13 protein-coding genes and 1 riboswitch are annotated in these 21,742 nt (G+C 61.7%); of the genes, 3 read left to right on the top strand and 10 right to left on the bottom strand.

Annotation, left to right across the window (positions count from 1 at the left end):
* Window positions 1-9 precede the first annotated feature (9 nt).
* Window positions 10-3,228, top strand: a complete 3,219-nt coding sequence (locus ABXR19_RS04225; protein ID WP_354599843.1) for a PAS domain S-box protein — start codon at window positions 10-12, stop codon at window positions 3,226-3,228.
* A 54-nt stretch (window positions 3,229-3,282) separates the two neighbouring features.
* On the opposite strand, the gene ABXR19_RS04230 is transcribed toward ABXR19_RS04225, so the two are convergent.
* The 7 genes from ABXR19_RS04230 to ilvD all read right to left on the bottom strand — a co-directional run bounded on the left by ABXR19_RS04230 (window position 3,283) and on the right by ilvD (window position 16,814).
* Window positions 3,283-5,349: a thioredoxin domain-containing protein gene (locus ABXR19_RS04230; protein ID WP_354599844.1), complete on the bottom strand. Its 2,067-nt coding sequence runs from the start codon at window positions 5,347-5,349 to the stop codon at window positions 3,283-3,285.
* Window positions 5,350-5,476: 127 nt separating this feature from the next.
* The gene (locus ABXR19_RS04235; protein ID WP_354599845.1) at window positions 5,477-5,923 is read right to left on the bottom strand and encodes a hypothetical protein; all 447 of its coding nucleotides are present in this window, start codon (window positions 5,921-5,923) and stop codon (window positions 5,477-5,479) included.
* A gap of 4 nt (window positions 5,924-5,927) precedes the next feature.
* Window positions 5,928-7,937 (bottom strand): methyl-accepting chemotaxis protein, encoded by a 2,010-nt coding sequence (locus ABXR19_RS04240; RefSeq protein ID WP_354599846.1) that lies wholly within the window; start codon window positions 7,935-7,937, stop codon window positions 5,928-5,930.
* A 15-nt stretch (window positions 7,938-7,952) separates the two neighbouring features.
* On the bottom strand, window positions 7,953-10,136 hold the full coding sequence (locus tag ABXR19_RS04245; RefSeq protein ID WP_354599847.1) for a methyl-accepting chemotaxis protein: 2,184 nt from the start codon (window positions 10,134-10,136) through the stop codon (window positions 7,953-7,955).
* 22 nt (window positions 10,137-10,158) lie between these two features.
* Entirely contained in the window at window positions 10,159-12,912 is a 2,754-nt protein-coding gene (locus tag ABXR19_RS04250) for a bifunctional diguanylate cyclase/phosphodiesterase (protein WP_354599848.1), read from the bottom strand.
* Window positions 12,913-13,406: 494 nt separating this feature from the next.
* A complete protein-coding gene (locus ABXR19_RS04255) occupies window positions 13,407-14,840 on the bottom strand; it encodes a cryptochrome/photolyase family protein (RefSeq protein ID WP_354599849.1) in 1,434 nt (477 codons plus the stop codon).
* 111 nt (window positions 14,841-14,951) lie between these two features.
* Window positions 14,952-16,814 (bottom strand): dihydroxy-acid dehydratase, encoded by a 1,863-nt coding sequence (gene ilvD, locus ABXR19_RS04260; protein ID WP_354599850.1) that lies wholly within the window; start codon window positions 16,812-16,814, stop codon window positions 14,952-14,954.
* An 89-nt stretch (window positions 16,815-16,903) separates the two neighbouring features.
* Here ilvD and lgt point away from each other — a divergent pair, with 89 nt between their 5' ends.
* Both lgt and ABXR19_RS04270 read left to right on the top strand, forming a co-directional pair.
* Window positions 16,904-17,791, top strand: coding sequence for a prolipoprotein diacylglyceryl transferase (lgt, locus tag ABXR19_RS04265; RefSeq protein ID WP_354599851.1), 888 nt, complete (start codon window positions 16,904-16,906; stop codon window positions 17,789-17,791).
* A 142-nt stretch (window positions 17,792-17,933) separates the two neighbouring features.
* Window positions 17,934-18,098: riboswitch (yybP-ykoY riboswitch) on the top strand.
* A gap of 20 nt (window positions 18,099-18,118) precedes the next feature.
* Window positions 18,119-18,691, top strand: coding sequence for a TMEM165/GDT1 family protein (locus ABXR19_RS04270; protein ID WP_354599852.1), 573 nt, complete (start codon window positions 18,119-18,121; stop codon window positions 18,689-18,691).
* A 51-nt stretch (window positions 18,692-18,742) separates the two neighbouring features.
* On the opposite strand, the gene ABXR19_RS04275 is transcribed toward ABXR19_RS04270, so the two are convergent.
* The 3 genes from ABXR19_RS04275 to ABXR19_RS04285 all read right to left on the bottom strand — a co-directional run bounded on the left by ABXR19_RS04275 (window position 18,743) and on the right by ABXR19_RS04285 (window position 21,741).
* Window positions 18,743-19,249 (bottom strand): hypothetical protein, encoded by a 507-nt coding sequence (locus ABXR19_RS04275; RefSeq protein ID WP_354599853.1) that lies wholly within the window; start codon window positions 19,247-19,249, stop codon window positions 18,743-18,745.
* Window positions 19,250-19,255: 6 nt separating this feature from the next.
* Entirely contained in the window at window positions 19,256-20,095 is an 840-nt protein-coding gene (locus tag ABXR19_RS04280) for a VOC family protein (protein ID WP_354599854.1), read from the bottom strand.
* A gap of 92 nt (window positions 20,096-20,187) precedes the next feature.
* Window positions 20,188-21,741 carry an MFS transporter gene (locus ABXR19_RS04285; RefSeq protein ID WP_354599855.1) on the bottom strand — a complete coding sequence of 518 codons (1,554 nt, stop codon included), beginning with the start codon at window positions 21,739-21,741 and terminating at the stop codon, window positions 20,188-20,190.
* Window position 21,742 lies beyond the last annotated feature (1 nt).

Consider the following 21,742-nt stretch of genomic DNA (forward strand, 5'->3'; position numbering starts at 1 on the left):
GGAGACGCAGTGAAACTGACCGTCCGGCGCGCAGTCATCATCGCCGTATTACTGGGCATGCTGCTGCCAGCGCTTGTCGCCGGCCTGATCCTCACGCAGTTTTTCTACAGCAACAAACTCGCCGCAGAAATTTCACGCAGCTTGGAACACAACACCGATCTGATCGCGCTGGGCGTGCGCGAAAGTCTGTGGTCGCTGGACAAAGGCTCCGCAACGGCCCTGATCGAAGCACTGATGCAAGATCCCGCGCTGGTCAGCATCAAGGTTCTCGATCCGAGTCTCGGCAAATTCGTCTCTCGCGAAGCGCCTGAGCGGCGCGAAGGTCAGATCCACAGCCTGAGCCGTCCAATCCTGCACCAAGGCGAGACCATCGGTCAGATCCGCCTGGAACTAAGCGACGCCCCTTTGCAGCGCAGCCTGCAAACCCAATTACTTACCTCTGCCGCAGTGCTGGGCGCGCAGCTGATTATCAGCGTGCTACTGATCCTCTATGTGCTCCAGCGTCGAATCGGCCATCCTCTGCTGCGCCTGGGCGAAGAGACCGCCGCACTGGCCCGGGGCGAACTCGACAAACCCATTCAAGCCCTGCGCCAGGACGAGATCGGTCAAGTCGAATCCCAGCTCGAAGTGACTCGCCAATCCCTGCAAGGCCTGTTTCGTACGCTGGAGCAAAAAAACCGGGCGCTCGAGGTCGACTTGCGCGAGCGCATGCGAGTCGAAGCGGCACTCCGCGATCGCGAACAGCGCCTGCGCACGCTCGTCGATCAAAACCCGCTGGGCGTTATCGAATTCGATCTCGGCTGGCACATTCTGGACTGGAACAATGCAGCCGCACGCATCTTCGGCTGGCGTCGGGAAGAGGTGCTGGGCCGGCATGCCAGCATGCTGCTTGCACGCGCCCCTGGCCTAGCCGGGAATACCCCGAACCACCAGCTTGACCTAGCCATGGCAGGTCAACAGGCCCAGCTGCATTGCCAGCGCGCGGATCAAAGCACCATCGTATGCCAGTGGTACAACAGCCTCATTCGTGATTCGACAGGCGTCGGCCAGCGCATCGTCGCGATGCTGGAAGACATCACCGAACGGCAACGCTCCGACGACGAGATCCAGCGTCTGGCAACAGTCATCCGACTGTCCACCAATCTGGTTACTCTGACCGATGGCGGTGGGCGCATCGAATGGTTCAATCAGGCGTTTGAAGACAGCTTCGGTGGAAAAGGAGAAAGCCTGCGAGGCGTCCAGCTCAATGATGTCCTGCGTGAGCATGCTGCCGCCCACGACAGTGTCGGCATCGCCGAAGTCGAAACCGCACTGAACAGTGGGCAAATGCTCACAGGCCTGGAATTGCCGCTGCAAACAGGCGCTCAGGATGAGCGCTGGCTTTCTCTTGAACTGCAAGCCATCCGCACAGAAGGCAACGCCGTACAGCAATGGGTCGCCCTGTTCACCGATGTCAGTGATCGTCGCCGCATGGCGGACGCCTTGCGCAATATCGCCCGTATCGGTGCGGACCTGAAAACCAGCGTTTTCTTCGAACAGTTGCTCGCCATCCTGGCACGCGGAGCCGGCGCCCAAGCCACCTATCTGGCAACCCACTGCGAGGCCAGCTTCGAAATTCAGGCCTGCTGGAGCAGTCCTGACTGGACCATTGTGCCGGGCACTCACCCCCTGCGTGGCACGCTGGGAGGCCGCGTCGGAATCGACGGCCCGCTCATACTCAAACACCATGCCTACGAAGCCATCAGCCGGGACCCTGCGCTGCTTAGCTGCACGCGCACCGCAGCATTGATTGTTGAACCCATTACGGACAGCACGCAACGCGTGCTGGGCCACATCGTTATGCTATTCGAAGCCCCCTTGGCACAGTCCGCTGGCGTGCAATCCCTGATCGAACTGGGAGCGGCCCGCGCCGCCACCGAATTTCTGCGCCAGCACACCCTGCAAGCCCTGCAACATAGTGAACAGAAATTTTTCTCGATCTTCCAGTACGCCCCTGTCCCGATTGCACTGCTACGCCAGGCCGACAGCATCTGCCTGGATCTGAACCCCTCCTTCCTGACTCATTTCGGCTATCCACGCGAAGCACTTGTGGGCCATCCAGTCGCCGACACAAAGATCTACGTTGATCTGGCCGAACGGGATTGGGCCGTCGATCTGCTGACTCGCACGGGTGAAGTCTCCGGTGCCGAGATGCGTCTGCGCACCCACGATGGCGACATTCGCGACTGCCAGATCTACGTGCGCCCCGTCACCATGGGCCATGAAAGCTGCCTGCTGGTAGCCGCTGTCGACGTCACCCCCTTGCTGGAAGCGCAACGTCAGGTCGAAGAGCTGAATCAGTCGTTGGAGCGACGTGTGACCGAGCGCACCCATGCACTGGCCGATGCCAACGCCGAGCTTGAAAAGACTCTGGAGCACCTCAAACGCACCCTGGAAGAACTGGTGCATTCCGAAAAGCTCGCCGCGCTGGGTTCGCTCGTGGCCGGCATCGCGCACGAACTCAACACCCCGATCGGCAACAGCCTGATGGTCGCCAGCACCTTGCGCGATACCAACCGGGCCTTCCGCGACGAGCTCAATGGCGGCCTGCGCCGTTCCAGACTGGATGCCCACGTCACCGAATCAGAAACCGCTGCCGACATCCTGATGCGCAATCTCAGCCGCGCCGCGGAGCTGATCTCCAGCTTCAAACAAGTCGCCGTCGATCAGACCAGCTCACAACGCCGCGCCTTCGACCTGGCTGCCGTCGTCAGCGAAATCATCGTCACCATGCACCCGGTATTCCGCAAAACCCCTTTCCTGATCGACAACCAGATCCCGACCGGCATTCGCCTCGACAGCTACCCGGGGCCCTTTGGCCAGGTCCTCGCCAACCTGCTCAACAACACCATCCTGCACGCTTTCGAAGGCCGCAGCGCTGGAAAAATCACCCTGAGTGTCGAGCAGGAAGACGCCGGACACATCCTGTTCCGTTGTCAGGACGATGGCGTCGGCATCAGCCCGGAAAATCTGCGGCGCATCTTCGACCCCTTCTTTACCACCAAACTCGGGCGTGATGGCAGCGGGCTCGGCCTGAATATCGTGCACAACATCGTCACCGGCATCCTTGGTGGAGAAATCCACGTCGACAGCACTCCCGGCAATGGCTGCTGTTTCACCGTGCGCCTGCCCTTACAAGCCCCCTCTGGAGAGCCGCTCCTGCAGGGAACCTCAGCCTCGTCTGCCTGAAGAAGTCCGCCATACGCGGCTCTTCGGGCTGCTCACCGCCAGCACCGCAAACACTCACTGCTCCGGCAATAAAACCTGCAGCATGTAATCGGGCTGCGGGCGCAGCAAGGGAATGAGTTCCTCGTAGCTGGCCACCGGCGGCAGGCAGGTATTGCCGCGACAAACCCAGGCGGTAAGTCCGGTGCCGGCAGGCTTGTCGAGGCTGATCGGCAAACCGGCCAAACCAGAGGGAATGCACACGACAATCAACTGCGGCTCGCAACGCGCGCGCAGCCGGGCTTGCCAGACGCTGGCCTCGGCAGGCTTGCCGCGCAGGATCACCAGCGTCGGCGGCGCGATCCATTCTTCGAGGGCCAGCAACAGGGCCGGGCCGGCGTGGTGTTCGGGTTCGTTGTGGAAAGTGCGCAGGCAACGCTCGGCCGCGCGCAGATAGCGCGGCTCGCCAAGCAGGTGGCCGAGGCGGATCAGGCTGCGTGCGGCCACGCCATTACCACTTGGGCTGGCGTTATCCAGCGCGGTTTTGACGCGCGCGATCAAGGGTTCATGATCATGGCGCGTGAAGTAAAAGCCACCGCGCTCGGGATCTTCGAAATGCTCAAGGATCTGATCGGCGAGCCAGCGCGCATAGTTCAAATCCTCCAAGCGGAATTCGGTTTGCAGCAACTCCAGGCAGGCTTCGAGCAGCCAGGCATGGTCGTCCAGGCTGGCATTGAAGCGTGCCTCGCCTTGCTTGCAGGTGGCATACAAACGGCCATCGACTTCAAGATGGGCGCGCAGACTCACCAGCGTACGCTGCGCGGCGACAAGCCAGTCACGCTGCGCAAAAACACTGGCGGCCCGTGCCAAGCCGCGAATCATCAGGGCGTTCCAGCCGCTCAGCATTTTATCGTCACGGCCGGGGCGGGGGCGCGTCTCGCGTTGCGCCAGCAAACGCGTGCGGGCGGCATCGATGTGCTGACGCGCTGTGACCGGCGGCAAAGCCAGCGTGGCGGCCACTTCTTCGAGCGGGCGCCAGACGTGCAGATGCCAGGCGCGACCTTCGAAATTGGCCTTGTTCTCAAGCCCGAAATGGGCGCTGACCAAAGCCAGACGCTCGCCATTCAGCAGACCGGCGACTTCGTGTTTGTCCCACAGATAAAACGCGCCTTCGACGCCGTCGCTATCAGCGTCCAGCGCCGTGTAGAAGAGACCTTCCGGGCCATGCAATTCACGCAGCGCCCAATTCACGAGATCGGCGGCAGTGCGGCGGAACAGATCCTCGCCGGTCAGCGCAAACGCTTCGCTGTAGAGCCAGAACAGCAGCGCGTTATCCGCGAGCATCTTTTCGAAATGCGGAATTTCCCAACGTGCATCCGTGCTGTAGCGGAAGAAACCTCCGCCCAGCTGATCGCACAGCCCGCCCTCGGCCATCTTGCGCAGGCTGTGCAGCGCCGCGTGGCGCGCGCTCTCATCCTCCTGCAATTGCCCCACGTAAAGCAGCAACTGCAGTTCGGTGGGATGCGGAAATTTTGGGCTGCTGCCGAAGCCACCATCACGCGCATCAAAACTGGCCAGCAAATGCGCGACGCTGAGGCGCACCGCCTGCCGCTCCAGCTTGCCGGCCTGTGTGCTCATGGGTTGCAAGGATTGCTGGAGGGCGCTGAGCACGGCCGCGTTCTGCGCCAGGATCGCCGGGCTTTGCCGCGCCCAGGCCTGGGCCACATGCTGCAGCACATCGGGAAATGCATGCAGGCCGAAGCGCGCCACCGGCGGATAATAGCTGCCGCTGTAGAAGGGCACGCCGGTCGGGCTCAGAAACGAAGTCAGCGGCCAGCCGCCGCCCTGGCGGCTGACCAGGGCATGCGCGGCCTGATAAATTTGATCGAGATCCGGGCGCTCTTCGCGATCAACCTTGATGCACACGAAATAACGATTCATCACCGCGGCAATCGCCTCGTTCTCGAAAGATTCGTGCGCCATCACGTGGCACCAGTGGCAGGCCGAGTAGCCAATCGACAACAGAATCGGGCGATTCTCACGCGCGGCGAGTTCGAGCGCCTCCGCGCACCAGGGCCACCAATCGACCGGATTGCCGGCGTGCTGCAGCAGATAGGGCGAGCTTTCCCGAGCGAGGCGATTCATGGCACTACCCCCGTGGCGGCAGGATAAACAAAGGCATGCCTGAAGAGCCGCGTCCCGCTTCGATCTTCAGAGCACCTATCTGTAGAGCCACGTCCACAGCGGCTCTACAGCAAGTATTAAATCAACATCAGCCCTTGGCCGCCGGTGGCGGCACAAGCCTTGGTGGTGGCGATGGCTGCATGGCCAGCGCGGCCAGTTTGCGGTGTGCCGCGTGGGTAGCATCCGGCAAGAGATTCGTCAGGTCCGCCAGATCGAATTTGGCAGGGTCTATTTTCTGCCCATTGGCAAAGGAAAGTTCCAGCGCCCCGGGCCGGCTGACACAAATCCCCAGCAGCAACAGGAAGGGCAATGGATTGCCCACGCGCGGCGCCGATCCGCGCAGCGAATCCTCGTTGAAGACCAGAAATGGCATGGCTACGCTGGCGTGGCGCACCGTCCAGATATGTTCTCGCGCATCGTTCTGGGTGACAAAATTGGTGACCGTATTCCAGCGTGCGACCACGCCTTCGGCCACCGTCACCAGCTCGGTCCATTTGATGTTGCCGCGCCACATGAATTGTTGCAGGCCGCTCATGATTTCAGCTCCGCCCGCCATGCAGCTGGCGTATCTGCGCGCTCAGGCTGGCAGCCAGCGCTTCCAGCGCATGCGTGGTGTCCAGGGTCTGACGTGCCGCGCTGTTGTTGTCTTCCGCCATCTGCGCCACGCGTTCGATGTTGCCGGCGATCTCGTTGCTGGTTGCGCTCTGTTCACGCAAGGCCGACGAGATATCCGCCACCAGCCCGACCACTTCGGCCGAAGCCTGATGAATATTGCGCATCGATTCGCCCGCCGCGCGGGTCAGGCCAACGCCTTCGCTCACCCGCTCGACCCCGCGCTGCATTGATTCCACCGCCTGCTCAGTGCCCTGCTGGATGGCAGAAATCATCGCCGTGATATCCACCGTCGCGCGCGAGGTGCGCTCGGCCAGCTTGCGCACTTCGTCGGCCACCACCGCAAAGCCGCGTCCGGATTCGCCGGCACGCGCCGCTTCGATGGCCGCATTCAGGGCCAGCATATTGGTCTGCTCGGCAATCTCCTTGATGGTGGACACGATCGCGCTGATGCGCGAGGAGTTGGCAACCAGCTCCTCAATCACGATGGACGATTGCTGCACGGCCTCGGAAATGCGTTCGATCTCCTGCTCAGTCTGGCTGGTGAGTTGCTCGCCATCGGCCGAGACTTTGCCGGACTGGCTGGCCATCCGCTCGGCCTCGCCCGCAAACCGCGCGATCTCGTTGATGCCGGCCGTCATCTCCTGCATGGTCGAGGCCATGCCGGTCGAGGCCTCACTCTGCCGACCCGATTCCGCCGATACGCTGGCAGCTGAACGGCTCAGCTCGCCCGCAGCACCATTGACCTCGCTGGCCGCCGCCTCCACCTGACGAATCACCCCGCCCAGCGATTCGATCATGCTGTTAAAGCGGTCCGCCACGCTCTTCAATTCATCCTGCGCACTGAACGCAATACGGTGCGACAGATCGCCCGCCACCACGCGGCGCGTGCCCTCACCCAGCTCCTCGGCCGATTGTTTGAGCGAAAGGAACATGCTGATCGCCGCATACGCCAGCGCCAGCACCATCCCCAGCGCGAGCAGGTTCATGCCCCAGAAACGCAAGGACAAGGAGCGACTGCGCCAGCCAACGACACTGCGCAATTCATCGACGATTTCCGCATCCGCCACTTGGTAAAACTCCGTCAGCGCCTTGGCGCCCGCCTCGGACCACGCCTGCGCGGGCATGTCACGGCTGCCGGAGAGGATGCTCTTTTTGGTCAGCTCGACAAATTGTTCGACACTGGCATTGAGCTTTTTGCCCGGCTCATCCATCGACCCGGCCCGCAGCAAGGCATCAGCCAGCTCGTCACGCTTGCCTTGCAGGCTATCAAGCATGGCATTCATGCGTCGCCATTCCTTGGCAAACCCCGGCACGCCCAGCACCACGGTGCCGGTTGCACTGAGCTGACCCAGCTGATCACCCATCTCGGGCAAACTGCGCACCACTGCTTCAGCCAGATAGGCGCCGCGCACATCCGGGTCGCGCGACAGGCCCGAGGCATCCGCCAGCTCGCGCAGAAAACCGAGATGACCCGCGATCAAGGCTTGATGCTCGGTCGTCATGGTCGCCCGGTCGAAGTTCGCAGCCTTGGCCTTGTAGCTCAGCCACAATCCGCTCACCTCCTTCCAGGGCTTGCCCAGCGCCAGTTCGGGAAAATCCTCGATCAGCGCCGCTACATCCAGCATGGCCTGATCGACCGCTTTTTCGGCAATCTGCGAGCTGCCCTTGAGCGTATCCACACCTGTGGCGCCTTGCGCCATGCCGATGAAAATCTGTGTCTGCTGCAAAGCGACGATGCTGACAGAATACAACTCCAGGCCGCTTTTCTCCCGATCGGCAATCGCCAGATCGCTGCGCATCTGCACCGCCAGAGTCACCATGAAATAGCCAATGGCCACCATTGCCAACACGCCGATCAGGCCAAAACGGCCCGGATAGCGCATGCGTTTCAGCAGCAGCACGGCAGGGGCAAGCAGGAATATGAGGGTTTTCATGCCGTAGTCCCTGGTTCAGATACGGAAATGCCTGACGTCCTGCCCCAGTTTCTGGGCCAGGCCGGCGAGATAGCGGGCGGTATTGCTGGTCTGCGCCACCACGGAGTGATTGGCTTCCGCCATCTGCGCGATGGTTTCCACGCTGCGAGCGATTTCGGTACTGGCGCTGGCTTGCTCGCGCAGCGCCGCGGATATTTCGCTGACCGAGCGCAGCACACGATCCGATTCCTCACGGATCCGATGCATTGCATCACCCGAACGATTGGTCAGCTGCACGCCGCCCGCCACGCGCTGCACACCATCCTGCATGGCGGCCACGGCGTGCGTGGTGCCCACCTGAATGGCGCCCACCATGCCGGCAATCTCGACCGTCGCCTTGGTCGTGCGTTCTGCCAGCTTGCGCACCTCATCCGCTACCACGGAAAACCCGCGCCCTTCCTCGCCCGCCCGCGCGGCCTCGATTGAAGCATTCAGCGCCAGCAAATTGGTCTGGTTTGCAATTTCCTTGATCGAAGTGACGATGGAATGGATCTGCCGTGAGTTGCGGCCCAGCTCTTCGATCACGCGCGCCGATTCGTTTACCGCTGCGGCGATCTGCTCCATTTCAACGACCGTGCGCTGCACCACCTCACCGCCCTCCTGCGAGAGCTGGCCGGAACGGGTCGAGACCTCATCCGCCGCGCTGGCACTCCGCGAAATCTCGTCAATCCCCACGGTCATTTCCTCTACCGCCGCAGCCATGCTGGAGGCCGCCTCGCTCTGTCGCTCCGAACCTTGTGCGACCTGCGCCGCCGAGGCTGACAAGGCATCGGCACTGTTCACCAGCTCGCCCGCCGTGTTCTGCACCTGACGAATCACGCCGCCAAAGGTCTCGGCCATGTGATTGAACTGTTCCGCCACGGCACGCATCTCGTCGCGTGCGGTGTAGACGATCCGGTAGCGCAGATCGCCCTCACCGATCTGCCGGGCGCCCTCGCCCAATTCGGCAACCGCATCCAGAATGGTCACAAACATTGCCGCCGCGAAATAGGCCAGCACCAGCAACATGGCACTGGCGATCAGCGTGGCCGACCAGAACTCGCCTTCGAGCTGCTTGACACGCACATCCAGCAAACCGCTCAGGGCATTGCTCACGGCCGGAATCTGGGCCGTCAGCACTTCACCGGCCTTGACTGAAACTTCTACGAATTCGGGCCCGGGCATTGCAAAACTGCCCTTGCTGATTTCACGGTCAATAATCTCAAGCTGTGCGGCCAGCATCGCGACCAGATCCGCATCCACCTTCTGCAACACCGGTTGCAGCGTGACATTCGCCGCGCCGGCGCGTTTCAATGTTTCGCGCAGATCATCGCGGCCACGTTCGGCATTGGCATTCAGCCCGCGCATGCGATTCCACTCGGCGCCCATCTCCTTCGATCCCAGCAGCAGCAAGGCATTGTTATTGGCACTTGCCAGCCGATCACTGGCATGTGGAATTTTGCGGATCAGGATGTCGGCCAGATAGCTGCTGTCGCGCCCCTTATCGCTGACCAGACCCGACGCGGCCCCCAGATCCCCCATGAAATCGAGCATCAGACGGCTGAATTTTGGCAGCTCGATCTTGGCCTGGTCGGCACTCATCCCCGCTTCGGCGGCGCGCAAAGTTTTCCAGGCGGCCTTGAGCGCATTCCACTTGTCTTCCAGATCGAAAGCATCATCACGCGCCAGAATCGCATCCACCGCCTTGAAGGCGGTCTCTACCTCCGTGCCACGCGCCTGCCAGGCCGGTTTGAGCTCCGGATTAGTGCTCGCCCCATGGCCGAGCAAGGCGTAAACCTGCACCTTCTGCAGCGCCGCCACCGTTGGCGCATACAGGCCCAGCGCCGCCCGCTCGTCACGGGCCGCATTCAGCTCGCCACGCATCGATACATTCAGCGAGATCACGTAGAAACCAATCGACGCCATGGCCAGCAAGCCGACCAGACCGAATTTCCACGGATAGCTCAGGCGGTTCAGATAGCGGATACCGGGATTGAACACGGTGCCCACGCGATCCTCGCGCCAGGCTTGTTGCAGTTCGCTGCGCCCTTCGCGCACGCTGGCAATCAGGGCTCCCGGCTGCAGACGCGCACGCGCCTCGGGCGAGAGCGCAAAACGGGCCGGCATCAGGCCGCGCACGCGCTCGCCAAGACGACTGATGAATGAGGGAAGTATGGCCATGGAGTCTGCCTTCCGGGTCGGCTCAGGCGTAATCGCCTGGCGGTGGGGTCTGCATGGTGATGCCGGCAATCGCGGCCGGCTGGGGCTTGCTGAGTACATAGCCCTGCGCTTCATCGCAACCGTATTCGCGCAGGCGCGCCAGGGTGTCGAGATCCTCCACGCCCTCAGCCACCACCTGCAGGCCCAGGCTGTGGGCCAGGCCGATGGTGGAACGCACGATGATCGCGTCCTGATCATCGATCAGCATGTCGCGCACAAATGAGCGATCAATTTTCAGCGAGTGCAGCGGCAGGCGCTTCAGGTAGGCCAGCGAAGAATAGCCGGTGCCGAAATCGTCAATCGACAGGCGCATGCCGAGACTGGCGATGTGATTGACCACTTGCAGCGCACGCTCGGGATCGTTCATCAAGGCCGTCTCGGTGATCTCCAGTTCCAGCGAGCCGGGCGGTACATTGAATTCCTGCAGCAGGCTCAGCAAGGCCTCGGGCAAGGTGACATCGAGCAGATTGCGCGTCGCCAGATTCACCGACACCGAGACCTGCAGGCCTGCCTGATGCCAGGCCGCGAGTTGCATCACCGCCTGACGCGCCACCCACAAGGTAAGCGGACGGATCAGCTCACTGGTCTCGGCAAACTGCACGAATTCACCCGGCGGGATGAAGCCCAGGCGCGGATGCTGCCAGCGCACCAAAGCTTCGGAACTGCACCAATGCCCCTCCTGCAAGGCCAGACGCGGCTGAAAATACACGACCAGCTGACTTCCGCGGATGGCAGCGCCCAGCTCGGTAATCATGGCCAGACGCCGCGGGTTGTGCGCATCGTGCGCACTGTCATACAGACTCACCGCACCATCGGTATTCTTGGCCGCATACATGGCCACATCGGCACAACGCAGCAGTGCATGACTGGTGCCACCATGCTGCGGATACACCGCCACGCCGATACTGCCGCCGAGCTCGATGAAGATCCCCTCCACCTCCATCGGCTGACGCAAGGTCGCCAGCATGGAAGCCGCAATTCCCATGGCCTGCGGCGCACCACTGATACAGCGCAGCACAATCGCAAACTCATCCCCGCCCAGACGCGCGAGCATTGCATCGTGCGGCGTCAGCGCCTGTTGCAAGCGCTGAGCAACCTGTTTGAGGATCTGATCACCCGTGCGATGGCCGAGGGTGTCATTCACCTCCTTGAACTTGTCCAGATCCAGCAGCAGCAGACTCATGCCCTTATCGCTGCCGGCAATATTGCGCAACGCCGTCGTGGCATCACGATGCAGCTGAGTTCGATTCGGCAAACCGGTCAGGGAATCGTGATTCGCCTGGAATTCCAGGTCATGCACATGCCGCGCATTGGCCAAGGCCAACGCTACGGTCTGACTCACCGCACGCAGGGTATCCAGCTCGGTTTCAGAGAACTCATTGCCGCAATCATGAAAATGCAGGCCAATGATGCCCAGCACCTGGTCGTGATACAGCAAGGGCACCACAGTTTGCGAGCGGATGCCTGTCGCCAGCAGCAGCGTACGGATCTCCGGATCCATGCGCGGATCCGCCGCGATATCGTCGCAATGCAGGATGCGCCGCTGCTCGATGGCATGCTGACTCAGACTGCGGCCCAGCGGCATGCGGCGGCGCGCGGCAATTTCTTCGGGCTGATAACCGATTGCCGCCACCACTTCAAAATCATCGGCGGCCGGATCGTAAAGATGGAACAAGGACAAGGGTGATCGCTGCAGCACCTGCAGGACCCGCAAAGTCTCATCCGCAATCGCATGGCTGTCGGTGCTGCCGTGCAAGCGGTTGGCCAGATTATTGATGACCTGCAAGGAAGCATTGCGCTGCTTGAGCACCTCGGCCGAAGCCTGCCGGATCTGCTCAGCCAGACGGCGTTCGGTCACATCGCGCACGATTGCCGTGATCTGACAGCGCCCGCTCAGCCAGATGGCGGACAGGCTCACGTCCACCTCCAGCTTGCTGCCATCCGCCTTCAGGTGCGTCCACTCAAAGCATTGCGGGCCGACATCGATGGCATTCTGGAGGTAATCCTGCGCCTTCACACTCGACGCGCGCCCGTCACTCTGGATCTGTGGCGAGAGCATGGCCTGCGTCTTGCCGATCAGCTGCGTACGAGGCCAATCGAACATGGCCTCAGCCGCCGGATTGCAGTCGGTAATCAGGCCATCGACGATGGTGAAAATCGTATCCCCAGCCGCATCTACCACCGCCCGGTAGCTGCGCTCGCGATTTTTCAGCGCATGAAACACCCGCAGCTGCGACAGCAAATCCGCCGCCGACACCGCAAAATTCTGCTCATCCCGACTCCACAGGCGCGGGCTGCCCACATGCTCCAGACACAAAATGCCCGACAAACGCCCCGCCTCGTTCAGCGTGGCAATCATCGTCGCCCCCACCCCGTGCGGACGCAGATGGTGCAGGTAAATCTCGACCAGACGCGGATCATTGACCACATCCGAGGCGTCCAGCAAACGCCCTTCATTCAGTGCCCCGAACAGCCCCGGACACTCCGTCACCAGCAGACGCGCGCCTGATTCAAAACTGCCCTGCTCAGCGCGGAACAGCAACTGACACTCCAGCGCACTACGCTCTTCATTCAGCAACCAGACACTCGCCCGCGCCAGCTCCAGCGTACTCGCGAGCGAAGTCGTCGCATCGCGCAACGCACCATACAGGTCGCTCTGCCACAGATGCTCGTCCTTGGCCAAACGGTTGAACGCCGCTTGCAGACGATTGCTCAGATTATCGAATTGATCAGACACCGGGTACATGCCGCTCACTTGTCAGGGTGGAGTTCAGGGTCTTCCAACTTGAACTAACGGCAAGCGGCGCAGGAACTGGAGTCCACTGTGCTGCGCGGCGAGGGGCGCCTGCGGCGCAGTGCTGAGTGCTGAGTGCTGAGTGCTGAGTGCTGAGTGCGTGGCAGTGTGGCTGGAGAACCGCGCCGGTCAAGCCTCTGCAGCACACCTAGCCCAAGAGGCTTGCTGGGCGAGGCTTTTCAAGCATGCCCACTCAACGCTCAGTCCTCATTGCTCTGCACTCTACCGAAGGCAGGTCTGATTTTCGTAGGGCGGACGAGCGCAGCGAATTCCGCCAGCGATCCAGCGGATCACCTCACTCCACGCTAGAAACCCCATCCGGTGGAATTCGCTACGCTCGTTCGACCCTCCGTTGTTGGTTTGGGCATGCATGTAGAGTCCCGCCCATATTGCCTCGGCAACACTCATGCCTGCAAAAGCACGCGGGTAGCGGATCTTCAGACGACGGGTTTGATCGCCTTGAACCGCAACAAGGTCTTTTCGCGCGCGGCGGCGTGATCGACGATGGGCGCGGGGGTGTCGCGGCCAATGACACAGCCGACGGCCGCTTGTTCGGCGGGCTTGAGTTTCCACGGGGCGTGGATGAGTTTGTCCGGCAAAGCGGCCAGCTCGGGCAGGTAGCGGCGGATGAATTTGCCTTGGGGATCGAAGCGCTCGGACTGGGTAACGGGGTTGAAAATGCGGAACCAGGGCTGGGCGTCGCAACCGGTGGAGGCGGCCCATTGCCAACCGCCATTGTTGGCGGCCAGATCGTAATCGAGCAGCCAGTCGGCAAAGAAGCGCTCGCCGCGCCGCCAGTCAATGCCCAGATCCTTGGTCAGGAAGCTGGCGCTGACCATGCGCAGGCGGTTGTGCATGAAGCCGGTCTGCACCAGCTGCCGCTGCGCCGCGTCGACCAGCGGATAACCAGTACGGCCGGCACACCAGGCGGCGAAGCGCTCATCGGCCTCGGTGCCTTCTTCCCAGCGGATCGCGTCGAATTCTGGCTTGTACGCGTGATCGACGACCTGCGGATGGTGGTAAAGCAGTTGCTGGTAGAACTCGCGCCAGATCAGTTCGGATAGCCAGGTCTCGGCGCCCGCGCCGCCGCGCGCGTGGGCCTGACGCACCAGTTCGCGGATCGAGACGGTGCCAAAACGCAGATGCGTGGACAGGTAGGACACGCCTTTAACAGCGGGAAAATCGCGGGCGGCCTGATAGTGATTGATGCGCCCGGAGAAGTCCTCCCACAGGTCTTCTCCAGCACTCATGCCCGGAGAGACGCGCAGATCGGTCTTCTCGAAGCCGATAGACTGAAGACTTAGGACAGATGCGCCTTCCAGGGGAGGCGCCAGATTCGTAGCAAACTCGGCCACTGGCCAGCTGGCGTAGTCGCGCTCACGCAATTTCTTCAGCCAGGCATTCTTGTAGGGCGTGAACACGCCGAAGGGCTTGTGGGACAGGGTCAGCACTTCACGGCGCTCGAAGATCACCTGATCCTTGAAACTGCGGAAGACGATGCCGCAATCTTTCAGGGCCGCCGCCACCGCCGCATCACGCGCCATCGCGGCCGGTTCGTAATCATGATTGGTGAAGACGCTGACGACTTTGAGTTCCGTCGCCAGACGCGGAATCTCATCGACGGCACGGCCCAGCCGCACAATCAGGCCGCCACCATTTTCACGCAGGCGCGCATCCAGCTCGACCAGGCTGGCCTGGATGAAATCCACGCGCCGATCCTGCCGCGAGGGGAGCGCGTCGAGGATATCGGTATCGAAGATGAAGGCGCAGAACACGCGCCGATGCGCCTGCAAGGCATGTGAGAGCGCAGCGTGATCAAAATCGCGCAGATCGCGGCGAAACCAGACGAGGGCGGCAGGGTCGCGGGACATGATTTTTTGTTAGCGGCTGAGCTGATGCAATCGGATTGACTCAATATGCCTCAAGCGCAAACAAAAAGGGGCGCATATCGCGCCCCTTTTTGCCACATCCGGTCTGATCGCTCAGCGCTTGAGCTGCGAAAGATCGCGCACCGCGCCGGTATCCGCCGAGGTCGTCATCGCAGCATAGGCTTGCAGCGCCAGCGACACCGGACGCACGCGGTTGGCGGGCTTCCAGGCTTCGTCGCCACGCGCTTCCATGGCGGCACGGCGTTTGGCCATTTCGGCGTCGCTGATGGCCAGATGGATGCTGCGATTCGGGATGTCGATCTCGATGCGATCGCCGTCTTCAACCAGACCGATCTCGCCGCCCATGGCCGCTTCCGGTGAGGCGTGGCCGATGGACAGGCCCGAGGTGCCGCCGGAGAAACGCCCATCGGTGAGCAGTGCGCATTCCTTGCCCAGACCACGGCTCTTCAGATAGCTGGTCGGATACAGCATCTCCTGCATACCGGGGCCACCCTTGGGGCCTTCGTAGCGAATGACCACCACATCGCCGGCCTGGATGGTTTCGTCGAGGATGCTGGCGACGGCGTCGTCCTGGCTTTCAAACACGCGGGCGGTGCCGGTGAACTTCCAGATCGATTCATCCACGCCGGCGGTCTTCACGATACAGCCATTGCGTGCGATGTTGCCGGTAAGAACCGCGAGGCCGCCATCTTTTGAATAGGCATTGCTTTGATCACGGATGCAACCGTTGCTGCGGTCCATGTCCAGCTCGTTGTAGCGCTTGCTCTGGCTGAAGGCGACCTGCGTCGGCACACCACCGGGCGCGGCACGGTAGAAATCAAACACGGCCGGATCGCCGGAATGCATTACATCCCACTGCTCCAGCGCGCCCTTCATGGTGTGGCTGTGCACGGTGTAAGTGCCGTGATTGAGGAGCCCGGCGCGGTCCAGCTCGCCGAGGATGCCCATCACACCACCAGCGCGATGCACGTCCTCGATATGGTATTTGTCGGTCATTGGCGCCACCTTGCACAGACAAGGCACTTTGCGCGAGATGCGGTCGATGTCGGCCAGGGTGAAATTCACCCCGCCCTCATGCGCCGCAGCCAGCAAATGCAGGACAGTGTTGGTCGAGCCGCCCATGGCCACATCCAGCGTCATGGCGTTTTCAAAGGCGGCAAAAGTGGCAATATTGCGCGGCAGCACCTTTTCGTCGTCTTTTTCGTAGTACCGCTTGGCCAGCTCAACGATCAGACGCCCGGCGCGCAGGAAGAGCTGCTTGCGGTCGGCGTGGGTGGCGACCACCGTGCCGTTACCTGGCAGTGACAGGCCTAGCGCCTCGGTCAGGCAATTCATCGAATTGGCGGTGAACATGCCGGAACAGGAACCGCAAGTCGGGCAGGCCGAACGCTCGATCTCCGCCAGATCGGCATCCGAGACGCTCTTGTCGGCGGCCTTGACCATGGCGTCGACCAGATCCAGCTTGATGATTTTCTGGCCGCTCGGGTCGGTCACGGTGACCTTGCCGGCCTCCATCGGCCCGCCGGACACAAAGATCACCGGGATATTCAGGCGCAGCGCGGCCATCAGCATCCCCGGAGTGATCTTGTCGCAATTGGAGATGCACACCATCGCATCCGCGCAGTGAGCGTTGACCATGTACTCGACCGAATCGGCGATCAACTCGCGACTCGGCAGCGAATACAGCATGCCGCCGTGGCCCATGGCGATGCCGTCATCCACCGCAATCGTATTGAATTCCTTGGCCACACCGCCCGCCGCCTCGATTTCGCGCGCCACCAGCTGGCCCATGTCCTTCAGATGCACATGGCCCGGGACAAATTGCGTAAAGCTATTGACCACGGCGATGATGGGCTTGTCGAAGTCGCCATCCTTCATGCCGGTGGCACGCCACAAGGAACGTGCGCCAGCCATGTTGCGGCCGTGGGTGGAGGTATGGGAACGGTATTGGGGCATGTTTGAATTCTCCGCTTGCGCTGCTGAAATCTCTTCGCCGCGCTGATGTGGTTCAATTGAGTCCTGAATTCTAGCCCAAGCCACACAACATGCCTTTCATTCATCCGCAATTCGATCCGATCGCCTTCTCGCTCGGCCCCCTGCACGTGCGCTGGTACGGCCTGATGTACCTGCTGGCCTTCCTGCTTTTCGTGCTGCTCGGCCGTGCGCGCATCAAGGCGCGGCCTGATCTGGGCTGGCAACGCACGGAGCTGGACGACCTGCTCTTCTACGGCATGCTCGGGGTGATTCTGGGGGGGCGCCTGGGCTACATCCTGTTTTACAAACTGGGCGATTACCTTGCCGACCCCATCGCAATCTTCAAGGTCTGGGAAGGTGGCATGGCCTTTCACGGCGGGCTGATCGGCGTACTGCTGGCCTTGTGGTATTTCGCCCGCAAAACCAAGCGCAGCTGGATGCAGGTCGCCGATTTCGTCGCACCGCTGGTACCGACCGGTCTGGCTGTCGGGCGCCTGGGCAACTTCATCAATGGCGAATTGTGGGGCCGCATCGCCGCGCCGGACGCACCTTGGGCGGTAATCTTTCCGCAAGCTTGGCAGGCCGATCAGGCGCTGGTGAAAACCAGCCCTGCGCTGGCATCCTCGCTGCTGACTTACATTGACCCGGTCACACAGAATACGTTGGTGGGCCTGCCGCGCCACGCCTCACAGCTCTACCAGTTCGCGCTGGAAGGTCTGCTGCTGTTCGTGATTCTGTGGCTGTTTGCGCGCAAACCCCGGCCAACCGGCGCGGTGGCTGGCCTGTTCCTCACGGGTTATGGCTGCTTCCGCTTCATCGCCGAATTCGCCCGCGAACCGGATGACTTCCTCGGTCTGCTCGCCGGCCAGCTGTCGATGGGCCAATGGCTGAGTCTGCCGATGATTGCGGCGGGTCTGGGGATCATGGTGTGGGCTTATCGGAACAAAAATATCGAGTAATGACTGGAGAGCCGCATCCAGCGGGCCTGTGCAACAGGCCTGCCTGAAGAAGACCGCTGCGCGCGGCTCTCCAAGCGCTCATTCATATCTGCCACAACTTGCGCCAAAGCAAGCCCACCGCCCCCGCAAACCCCGTACAATCCGCCCCTTCATTGGGGAGTAGCCTCCTTCTTCAGAAGGCCCTGCATCAACAGACTTGGCCCCCGGGCCATGGTGCAGAGAACGCGCAAGCGTCTGGCGAGACCTTTGACTGTTGCAGCGCTGACGCGGGTTGGCGGGCTGTGGCAGTCATTGGTTCGTGCATCGCCAGCCCGCCTCGAGAATCCCATGGAAGCTTTCCTCGTCTCTACCGGTATCGTCGCCCTTGCTGAAATCGGCGACAAAACCCAGTTGCTGGCCCTCGTGCTGGCCACACGTCTGAAAAAACCCCTGCCGATCTGCCTGGGCATTTTTGTCGCCACCCTGCTCAATCACGCCTGTGCGGCAGCGGTCGGGCAGTGGATCACCACATATATTGGCCCGGATGCGATGCGCTGGATTCTGGGCATTTCCTTCATCGCCATGGCCGGCTGGATGCTGATCCCCGACAAGCTGGACGACGATGAGGGCACGAAGCAACAGCGCTTCGGCGCTTTCCTGACCACGCTGATTGCCTTCTTCATCGTCGAGATGGGCGACAAGACGCAGATCGCCACCGTGGCGCTGGCGGCCAAGTACGTCAATCTCACCGCAGTCGTCGCCGGCACCACGGCGGGCATGTTGCTGGCGAACGTGCCGGTGGTGTATTTCGGCGACAAGCTGATCAAGATCGTGCCGCTCAAGATCGTGCACGCCGTCTGCGCGCTGATCTTCGTCCTGCTCGGGCTGGCGGCGCTGCTGAATCTGGGCGGAATGAGCTGAGGCTGTTCGTAAAAAAACCGGCGCAACACGCCGGTTTTTTTGGACCGCAGGCTACAGACCGGGCGGGCGCTGCATTTCTTCGAACACGGTGGCCGAGGTATCGACGATGAAGGGTGTTTCCGGCAGGTTCAGGTAGAACCATTCGGCGACGGCCATTTCACCCTGATAGCGCTCGAAGGGGCCGATGTGCGCGACCTTGCCATCCATCAGCGTGCAGTCGAAATAGCGCACCCTATCTTCGCCCATCAGGCGGACCGAATGCAGTTTTTCCAGCGCGATGCGATCCACCCGTGCCGGGCGGCCGCTTGGATTGCGGAAATACAGGAAGCCGTCGAGGACCTCCAGAATGGCCATGCCGACCAGTGGCCCGCGCGTCAGCCGACGGGCGATCTGATAAGCCAGCACGGCGATGATCAGGCCGCCGACAAACTGCTTGCCGCTCGTGTCCAGATTGGATGCGCCAAACACAAAAGCCGCACACACGACACCGACAGCGAGACTGATCAGAAGATTGCGCTCGGCCACTTTGACCGAGCGTTCGTACAGGATTTTTGACATGGACGCTTACTTGGCCAATGGCTCGGGACGGCCAACCAGATGCAGCACATTACCTTCCGGGTCGCGGAAGAAGAACAGGTGCACACCCGTCGCCGTCACCTTGTAATCCTCCAGGACTTCCACCCCTTGGGCCTTGAGCAGCCTGGCACCTTGTTCTGCCGCCGCCGTGCTGACGCTGATGGCGAAATGGCGAATACCTTGCGCCTTGTAAGGCTCCACGCCGATATTCTTTTCGGCCGAGATGAACTCGATGATGGAATGCCCGTCCGGCGCGAGGACAAAGGCTGTGCCGTGGCCATCGTCACGCACGATGAGCTGGAAGCCCAGCACGTCGATATACCACTGGCGCAGGGTCTCGGAATTATTGGCGATGACGCAGGTGTGCTCGATGCCCTGAATCAGCGTGTTCTTCGGCGCATCTGCCAGGCGCGGCGCGGCGGCCAGCGACAGACGATTCGGGCGCGAAATCAGGTGCAGGATGTTGCCGTCCGGATCGCGGAAATGGAATGTCGCCAGGCCTTCCGGAAACTGGTTCGGCGAACGACCAATGGTCTCGACACCCGCATCGCTCAGGCGCTTCACGGCAGCGCCAAAATCCTGTTCATCCACGCTTAGTGCAATGTGACGCAGTCCACTATCTTTCACCTGCGGCTTGCCGGCACACACCGAGGCCTCGGTGCTCGGCACCAGTTCGATCATTGAGCCATCGGCCATCAGCAGGAAATACACACCGACGCCATTGTCGACGATGGTCTTCATGTCGAGATTCTGCACATACCAGTCGCGCAGACGTGTGGTGTCCGCCGAGAAAACCGCGACGTGTTCGATACCCTGGAAAATTGCCATTGCAAAGTGCCTCGAAGGAAGAAGTGATAAACAAGCGTACTTGAACAAACAGTGGACGGCCTTGATCTGCCTGAAACCCGTAGCTCTCAATCCTAGCGGTTTTTTGTGATTTCGTAAGGGGGCAAACGCAAGCTGATGAAGATACTCAGACCCGCAATCAACGCGCACAGCAGGAAAGCCACATGAATCCCGCTGACCAGACCCAGTCGCGCCGTCTCCAGCAAAGTTGCTGCATCGATGCCCTGCTGCTGTGCCAGCGTCAATAGCGTCGCCTGATCCTGCTCGCGAATCAGGACCTGCGGCGAGCTGATCAGCTGCACCAGCGCCGGATCGGTGAGATGCCGCGCCGCCAGCTCTGCCGCAATATGGCGCACATAGGCCGCATTGACGATCACGCCGGCCACGCCCACGCCGATCATGCTGCCGATCATGCGCGTGGTCTGGATCATGGCCGAACCGACGCCCAGATCCTGCTTGCCGGAGGCGGCCATCATCTGCAGCGTCAGGTTGGGCAACTGGAATCCGAGGCTGAAACCGCACAGGGCAAAGGCGGCCATCATCCAGCCCTGCGGCATCCTGATGCTTACGAACGCCAGCAAGAGGCAGCTCACCAGCGTGCCCAACTGGCCCCAGGCAATCACCCGTTCGGCCCGACGCACGCTCGGCAACAATCGGCCATTGACGATGCTGCCCAAGGTGATACATACCAGCAGCGGCGTCATCACGAAGCCGGCCAGCTTGGGCGAGAAGCCGAAGCCGCCCTGCAACATCAGCGGCGAGTAGAAAATCAGCACGAACATCGTCACGCCAGTGCTCAGGCCCAGCAACATCAACTGGCGTGCCCCCTGATTGGCCAGCAGACGCGGCGGCACAATCGGTGCGCGCGAATGATGCTGATGCCAGATGAAAACACTGCCACACACCAGCGCCAGCGCGCACAGGCCCAGCGTCAGCGGATTGCCGAAGCCATGCATCTGCCCGCGCTCGGTCGCCAGCAGCAGGCCACAGATCGCCGCCGTCATCAGCAAGGCACCGAACCAGTCGATGCTGCGCGCCTCGCCCTCGTGATGCACGATATGGGGCAGATAGCGCCAGATCACCGGCAGCGCCAGCACGGCTACCGGCAGATTCACGTAGAACACGCTACGCCAGCCCGCATGCTCGGTCAGCCAGCCGCCCAGCGCCGGGCCGACTGCCGAGGCCACACCAAAACTGGCGGACAGCATCACCTGCCAGCGCACACGCTGCAGTCGGTCCGGAAACAAATCCGGCACGCAGGCGAAGGCCACGCCGACCAGCATACCGCCCGCCAGCCCCTGCACGCCGCGCGCCAGCACCAGTTGCAACATGGTCTGCGCCAGCCCGCAGGCCGCCGAGGCCAGCGTAAACAACACAACGGCCAGCAAGACGAAGGGTTTGCGGCCATACAGATCACCCAGTCGCCCGGTAATCGGAATCATCACCGCGCTGCCCATCAGATAGGCCGAAGCGATCCACGAATACAGGTCGTAGCCGCTCAGCTCTGCCACGATGCGCGGCATCGCCGTACCGACCACGGTGGAATCGATGGCGATCAGGATGATGACCAGCGAGATGCCGAGCATGGCCGCCAGCGAAGCGCGAAAACTGCGAGTCGATTGCTCCATC

The organism is Uliginosibacterium flavum (assembly GCF_040566545.1).
In the GTDB taxonomy this organism is placed as follows: domain Bacteria; phylum Pseudomonadota; class Gammaproteobacteria; order Burkholderiales; family Rhodocyclaceae; genus Uliginosibacterium; species Uliginosibacterium flavum.

What these genes read in the sequence shown, in the direction of transcription:
- ABXR19_RS04230 (WP_354599844.1), bottom strand. Translation starts at nt 5,349, where the DNA reads ATGAATCGCCTCGCTCGGGAAAGCTCGCCCTATCTGCTGCAGCACGCC.
- ABXR19_RS04235 (WP_354599845.1), bottom strand. Translation starts at nt 5,923, where the DNA reads ATGAGCGGCCTGCAACAATTCATGTGGCGCGGCAACATCAAATGGACC.
- ABXR19_RS04240 (WP_354599846.1), bottom strand. Translation starts at nt 7,937, where the DNA reads ATGAAAACCCTCATATTCCTGCTTGCCCCTGCCGTGCTGCTGCTGAAA.
- ABXR19_RS04245 (WP_354599847.1), bottom strand. Translation starts at nt 10,136, where the DNA reads ATGGCCATACTTCCCTCATTCATCAGTCGTCTTGGCGAGCGCGTGCGC.
- ABXR19_RS04255 (WP_354599849.1), bottom strand. Translation starts at nt 14,840, where the DNA reads ATGTCCCGCGACCCTGCCGCCCTCGTCTGGTTTCGCCGCGATCTGCGC.
- ilvD (WP_354599850.1), bottom strand. Translation starts at nt 16,814, where the DNA reads ATGCCCCAATACCGTTCCCATACCTCCACCCACGGCCGCAACATGGCT.
- lgt (WP_354599851.1), top strand. Translation starts at nt 16,904, where the DNA reads ATGCCTTTCATTCATCCGCAATTCGATCCGATCGCCTTCTCGCTCGGC.
- ABXR19_RS04270 (WP_354599852.1), top strand. Translation starts at nt 18,119, where the DNA reads ATGGAAGCTTTCCTCGTCTCTACCGGTATCGTCGCCCTTGCTGAAATC.
- ABXR19_RS04275 (WP_354599853.1), bottom strand. Translation starts at nt 19,249, where the DNA reads ATGTCAAAAATCCTGTACGAACGCTCGGTCAAAGTGGCCGAGCGCAAT.
- ABXR19_RS04280 (WP_354599854.1), bottom strand. Translation starts at nt 20,095, where the DNA reads ATGGCAATTTTCCAGGGTATCGAACACGTCGCGGTTTTCTCGGCGGAC.
- ABXR19_RS04285 (WP_354599855.1), bottom strand. Translation starts at nt 21,741, where the DNA reads ATGGAGCAATCGACTCGCAGTTTTCGCGCTTCGCTGGCGGCCATGCTC.